This window comes from Accumulibacter sp. (assembly GCF_036625275.1).
GTDB lineage: Bacteria > Pseudomonadota > Gammaproteobacteria > Burkholderiales > Rhodocyclaceae > Accumulibacter.
Genome location: NZ_JAZKUD010000142.1, coordinates 1 through 5924 on the forward strand (window position 1 = coordinate 1; position 5924 = coordinate 5924).

The 5924-nt window shown below is 63.7% G+C and carries 7 protein-coding genes; 1 reads left to right on the forward strand and 6 read right to left on the reverse strand.

Going from position 1 to position 5924, the window contains the following annotated elements:
- Positions 1 to 315: 315 nt before the first annotated feature.
- The 6 genes from V5B39_RS21295 to tsaB form a co-directional block, all read right to left on the reverse strand.
- Positions 316 to 813, reverse strand: a complete 498-nt coding sequence (locus tag V5B39_RS21295; RefSeq protein WP_332344828.1) for a TPM domain-containing protein — start codon at positions 811 to 813, stop codon at positions 316 to 318.
- Entirely contained in the window at positions 813 to 1694 is an 882-nt protein-coding gene (locus V5B39_RS21300; RefSeq protein WP_332344829.1) for a TPM domain-containing protein, read from the reverse strand. Before V5B39_RS21300 ends, V5B39_RS21295 begins: the two co-directional genes overlap by 1 nt.
- A gap of 2 nt (positions 1695 to 1696) precedes the next feature.
- A complete protein-coding gene (locus V5B39_RS21305) occupies positions 1697 to 2341 on the reverse strand; it encodes a LemA family protein (RefSeq protein WP_332344830.1) in 645 nt (214 codons plus the stop codon).
- A gap of 87 nt (positions 2342 to 2428) precedes the next feature.
- The gene (locus V5B39_RS21310) at positions 2429 to 3286 is read right to left on the reverse strand and encodes a uracil-DNA glycosylase (protein ID WP_332344831.1); all 858 of its coding nucleotides are present in this window, start codon (positions 3284 to 3286) and stop codon (positions 2429 to 2431) included.
- The gene (gene rimI, locus V5B39_RS21315) at positions 3283 to 3759 is read right to left on the reverse strand and encodes a ribosomal protein S18-alanine N-acetyltransferase (protein WP_332344832.1); all 477 of its coding nucleotides are present in this window, start codon (positions 3757 to 3759) and stop codon (positions 3283 to 3285) included. Before rimI ends, V5B39_RS21310 begins: the two co-directional genes overlap by 4 nt.
- Positions 3756 to 4433 carry a tRNA (adenosine(37)-N6)-threonylcarbamoyltransferase complex dimerization subunit type 1 TsaB gene (gene tsaB, locus V5B39_RS21320; protein ID WP_332344833.1) on the reverse strand — a complete coding sequence of 226 codons (678 nt, stop codon included), beginning with the start codon at positions 4431 to 4433 and terminating at the stop codon, positions 3756 to 3758. The genes rimI and tsaB overlap by 4 nt, the downstream gene beginning before the upstream one ends.
- A gap of 229 nt (positions 4434 to 4662) precedes the next feature.
- On the opposite strand from tsaB, the gene glgA reads away from it, so the two are divergent.
- On the forward strand, positions 4663 to 5871 hold the full coding sequence (glgA, locus tag V5B39_RS21325) for a glycogen synthase (RefSeq protein WP_332344834.1): 1209 nt from the start codon (positions 4663 to 4665) through the stop codon (positions 5869 to 5871).
- The last annotated feature ends 53 nt before the right edge of the window (positions 5872 to 5924 follow it).

Genomic DNA, 5924 nt, shown 5'->3' on the forward strand with positions numbered 1-5924 from the left:
CCGAACTGATGCTCAAGCAGTTGCTGCACCTCCCCGGCGTTGCCCGTATCAAGACCAACATTGCCCTGCAGACGGTAAAACAGACGCACGCCCTGCCACTCGATCACCTGACGCAACCAAGCAAATCAAGCAAGCGCGTACGCTATGCCGAAGGCTAGTAGTTCGTTCCGCCAATAAGATTACAAATGAAATTGATGCATTCTCGTGCAAGGCAAGGCGCAAACCACAGCATAGCCGTAGCTATGGCGAGGATTTGCAACGCCGCATGGCGCGAGAAGGCGCGATTTCATGTAATTGGTTTGGCGGAACCGACTACTAGAGGACCAGCGGTGCGTTCGGCAACTCGTCCGGGTTTCCCCCGACCGCCGCGAACTGTTCATGCAAGGCCCGGGTGATCGTGCCCAGCGCCCATAGCATACCGTCCTCGAAATCCCCGGCGCGAAAAGCAGCCTCCATGCGGCGGCAGACGCCGTCCCAGAACGCCTGACCCAGCTTGGCGTCGATCCCTCGATCAGCAACGATCTCGACCCGCCGATCGATCAGTTGCAGATAAATGAGCACGCCGCTGTTTTGCTCGGTGTCCCAGACGTGCAACTGCGAAAACAGCTCTATTGCCCGCGCGCGCGTCGGGCGACCCTGCAACAGATCAGGCAACGGCAGATTGGCCTCGACCACGACCCGTAGCTCGCCGCCATGCGCCGACTCCGAGGCTGCGACGGCCTCCTCGACGCGGCGCAGCAGTTGTGGCGGAAAGGCTCGCAGCACCCACCAGTGTGGCAGAATCAGATGGCGGAACAGTCTCTTCAATTGCATCACCAGTCTCCCGAAGCGCCGCCGCCGCCGAAGCCGCCACCACCACCCGAAAAGCCGCCGGAGCCGCCACGACGGCCTCCGCCCCCTCCCCCGTAAATGCCGCCCGAGGACCAGCCAGCGCCACCCACCATACCGAGAAACAGGGAAATGACGCCGGCCACCAGGCCAAGGATGACCGCGACCAGCAGCGAAGAGATCAGCAAGGAAGCGATTACCCCGGCGGCAACGCCGATCAGGCCGGCCGCCAGGAAACGCCCGAAGATGGCCCGCAACACACCGCCAACGACAAAGACCAGGACGAAACCGGCGAACAGCAGGGTCTCGAAACCGTCGTCGACGTCGGCGCGCCTGCTTGTTTCCGCGCTGGGCGCCGGCAGCGCTTCGCCCGAGACCACCTTGATCATCGCGTCGACGCCGGCGTCAATGCCGCCGGCAAAATCTCCCTGCTTGAAACGCGGGCTGATGATCTCGCTGATGATTCGCTTGGCCGTTGCATCGTTGAGCGCTCCCTCGAGGCCGTAGCCGACTTCGATGCGAACCTTCCTGTCCCCCGTGGCCACCAGCAGGAGCGCGCCATCGTCGACGCCCCGGCGTCCCAGCCGCCAGGACTCGGCGACGCGCAGCGCGTACTGTTCGATGGTTTCGGGTTTGACCGTCGGCACGATCAGAACGGCAATCTGCGAGCCCTTCCCGCTCTCGAAGGCAGCCAGCTTGGCCTCCAGCGACCCGCGTTGCGCCGCCGCCAGGGTCCCGGTCAGGTCGGTGACCCGGGACCCCAAGGGGGGAATGGCTCGCTGCTCGTCGCCGCGGGTGAAGCCGGCCACGACGAGCAGCAACAGGCTCAGCAGCCAGGCTGCCAGACGCGCCCTACGACCTGACACGACTAGTAACCGGGCGCTGGGGCAGGTTTGCCGGCGGCGGCAGGGGAGGCCGGCGCCGGTTTTCCGAAGTCAACCCTGGGCGCCGTCGAAATCGCTTTCTCGTTCTCGACGCTGAAGTTTGGCTTGACCGTGTAGCCGAAGATCATCGCCGTCAGATTGTTCGGGAAGGTGCGTACGGAGACGTTGTAGCTTTCGACCGACTTGATGTAGCGGTTGCGAGCCACCGTGATCCGGTTCTCGGTCCCTTCCAGCTGTGCCTGCAGGTCCCGGAAAGCGGCATCAGCCTTCAACTGCGGGTAGTTCTCGGCAACCACCAGCAGGCGCGACAGCGCGCTCGACAGCCCCGCCTGCGCCTGCTGGAACTTGGCGAAGGCCTCCGGATCATTGACCAGTTCCGGCGTCGCCTGAATCGATCCAACCTGCGCCCGCGCCTGCGTCACCTGGGTCAGGACCTCCTTTTCGTGACTGGCGTAACCCTGCACCGTGGCGACCAGATTGGGGACCAGGTCGGCGCGCCGCTGGTACTGGTTGAGTACCTCGGACCAGGCCGACTTGATCGCTTCGTCGCCGGTCTGAAAGGTGTTGTAGCCGCAACCGGAGAGCAGGCCCGCAAGCAGAACCAGAATGGACAGGATTCGTAGACGCATGACAGTTTCCTTCACGGGGATGAACAGAGCAACATTCAGATGGAGGCTTTCAACGATTTCTCAATGGTCCCCGCGCCACGCAGCCGCTCAAGTGGGGCGAGTAGCGGGCTGCGAAGCCGATTCCGCGGCAGCGGTCTTTGCGGCCCGCATCAGGGTCCGGGCGCGGCACAGGTCCTCCCAGGCTTTTGCCTTGTCCGGCAGCGTGCGCAACAGGTAGGCCGGATGATAGGTCACGACGACCGGAATTCCGTACGCACTGCCGGCGGGCGCAGGATAGGCGAAGGACTGGCCACGCAGACTGGCCAGCGAGCCAACGTCGCCGAGCAGCGCATGCGCTGCCGCCCTGCCCAAAAGCACAATCAGCCGCGGCTGAATCAGAGCAATCTGTCGTTTCAGATAGGGCGCGCAGGTGGCGATTTCCGCGGGCTCCGGCGTGCGATTACCGGGCGGACGGCACTTGACGGCATTGGCGATGTAGACGTCTTTGCCGCGCTGCAGGTCAATGGCCGCAAGCATCGCATCGAGCAGCTTGCCAGCCGGACCGACGAAAGGCTCACCGCGGGCGTCTTCCTCGGCGCCGGGTCCTTCACCGATGAATAGCCAGTCGGCAGTCACGTCGCCAACCCCGAGCACCGCCTGACGCCTTTCCTGGCAGAGCGCACACGCACGGCAGGTGGCAACGCTTTCGCGCAACTGCTCCCAGCCCATCCCGGCAATCTCTTCCGCCCGGTCATCGGCCGTGAGAACCGGGGAACGGGCCGGTGCGGCAGCGACGCCGTCGACCCCCGTGCGGTGTGCGAGAGCTTCTTCTGGCCTGGCGGGCACGGCCGGCGTCGCAGACACCGCCACCGGCGACTCTCGCAGTTGCCAGTGCGGTGACAGGCCGATCTCGCGCAGCAACTCGAGGCGCGTCAGTCGGCTAGCAGGCCGGTTGCTGGCGATCATGCCGATACCTTCCCCAGGACATGTCTCATCACCAGTGCATCCTCCGTCCCCTCTTCCGCCGGATAGTAGCCGCGCCGAACGCCGATCTGCTGGAAGCCGAAGTGCCGATAAAGGGCCAGGGCCGAGGGGTTCGAAGGGCGCACTTCGAGCAACAAGCTCGTCGCCCCGGCCTCATGAGCCGCCCTCACGGCGTGACAGAGCAGGCGTGCCCCATATCCCGCGCCCTGCCGCTTCTCGGCGATGCTGAGGTTGAGCAGGTGCGCCTCGTCGAGGGCCATCATCAGTACAAAATAGCCGACCAGCTCGTCGGCAACGCGGCAGCCCCAGACCAAATAGCCGGAAGCCAGCGAATCCACAAAGTTCCCGCGCGTCCAGGGAAAGGGATAGACGCCGTTTTCGATAGCGAGGATCTCGTCAAGGTCACGATGACTCAGCGGCACCATCCTCAGCCGCGACGCGAGCACCGCGCTCACGCCCTCCCCCCCTTGGCCAGGCGCTCGCTCACCGTCAGTGCCACCTTGTTGCGCACGTAGACAGGCACCGCCGCCGCCGCATCAACCCAGTCGCCGCGTGCCAGACGCGGCGCAGCGAGACGGGCGACGGCGCCGGCGTCGGGCATCAGCTCGGGCTGCCAGTGCTGTACGCAAGCCGCCAGTCGCTGCCGCAAGACCGGATAGGCCGCCAGCCCGTTACCGCAGGCCAGCCAGCCAGCCGAGTCGGGAACCGGCAGCGTCATCGGCGAGCAGACGGATACCGGGGCAAGCGCCATGGCAGCAGAGAACCGGCCGTGATAGATCTCACCCATACGCGCGTCGAGCAGGACGATCACCTGTTCGCCGCCGCTGGCCAAGGCCATCGCATCGAGCGTACCGACCGGGACAAGCGGCAGTTGGTGGGCGAACGCCAGACCTTGCGCGACACCGCAGGCAACACGCAGGCCGGTAAACGAGCCGGGGCCGGCGGCGAAAGCCAGCCCGTCGAGATCGGCAAAGCTCAGGCCGGTTTCGCGCAGCGTGCCGCTGATCAGTGGCAGCAGCGTTTCCGAATGAGAAATTCCAGGCGGGCATCGGCGCGTGACCAGGTCGCCGTCGCGCCAGATGGCAATCGAGCCAAGCTCCGTCGAGGTGTCGATGGCGAGCAGATTCATTCCCGGTATTCTACCCGTCCTGATCGCCGACGTCGCCCGTCAACGCTGCCGCTCGCTGCATGCCCAGGCATTGCGAACTGACGGCTGACGGGGTTGTGCGTCGCAGCAAAACCGCTCCCCGGGCCTGATGAGATGGTCGCCAAACGGCTTTCTCGATACAATGGCAGGGAATTCAAACGACGCGCCGACGGTGCGTTCACCTCACAACTACAGCATAGAAAGTGCCGCGATGAAAGTACTGCTACTGACGCGAGAATACCCTCCCTACGTCTACGGCGGAGCCGGCGTTCACGTCGAGTATCTGTCTGGCGAACTGGCCAAACTGATGCATGTGGAAGTCCGCTCGTTTGGCGACCAGGACACCGTCAGCGACGGGGTGCGGGTCAAGGGCTTCCCATTCGGCAAGGGCAGTTTCGCCCACGTCGACAAGAAGCTCAGTGGCGCACTGGACACCTTTGAGACCAACCTCGAGACCTTGAGCGAGCAGGTGGACGCCGATCTGGTGCACGTGCACACCTGGTATGCCCACCTTGGTGGCATCCTGGCCAAGACGCTCTACGGCATCCCGCTGGTACACACGGTGCATTCCCTCGAGCCCTTGCGTCCGTGGAAGCGCGAGCAACTCGGCTGCGGCTACGACATGTCATCATGGATCGAGCGCACCTCGCTCGGCATGGCCGACGCGGTGATCGCTGTTTCAGAGGGCACGAAGAAGGACATTCTCGAGCACTTCGACATCAACCCGGCCAAGATAACGGTGATCTACAACGGTATCAACGTCGACCAGTACCATCCAACGGAAGAGACGACCGCGCTCGAGAAATTCGGTGTTGACCCGCTTAAACCCATCGTCCTCTTTGTCGGCCGCATCACCCGTCAGAAAGGTATCGTCCACCTGGTCAACGCAGTCAAGTACATCAATTCCGACGCTCAGGTGGTGCTCTGCGCCGGTGCCCCCGATACCAGGGAGGTGCTGGCCGAGATGGAAGCTGCAGTCAAGCATGTTCGGCAGGAGGGCTGCAGGAACGTGATCTGGATTCAGGAGATGGTGACCAAGGAAGAAGCGATCGAGCTTTATTCACACGCCACGGTCTTCTGCTGTCCGTCGATCTACGAGCCTTTCGGGATCATCAACCTTGAGGCCATGGCCTGCCGCACCGCCGTCGTGGCAAGTGCCGTCGGTGGCATCAAGGAGGTCGTCGTCGACGGCGTGACAGGCTATCTGGTGCCGCTTGAGCAGTTGCACGTCGCGCCCTTCGAGCCGGTCGACCCCGATGCCTTCTCGCGCGATCTGGCGACAGCAATCAACAAGGTTCTCGACAACCCCGAACTTGCCGAGGCAATGGCCGCCGCCGGCCAAAAGCGCGCAAGAGACGTCTTCAGCTGGTCGAGCATCGCGCAGCAAACCAAGAGACTTTACGACTCGCTGGTCAAATGAGGAAGAACATCATGGTTCCCCAAAAATACCCCCGTGTGATCATCGAAGCGGTT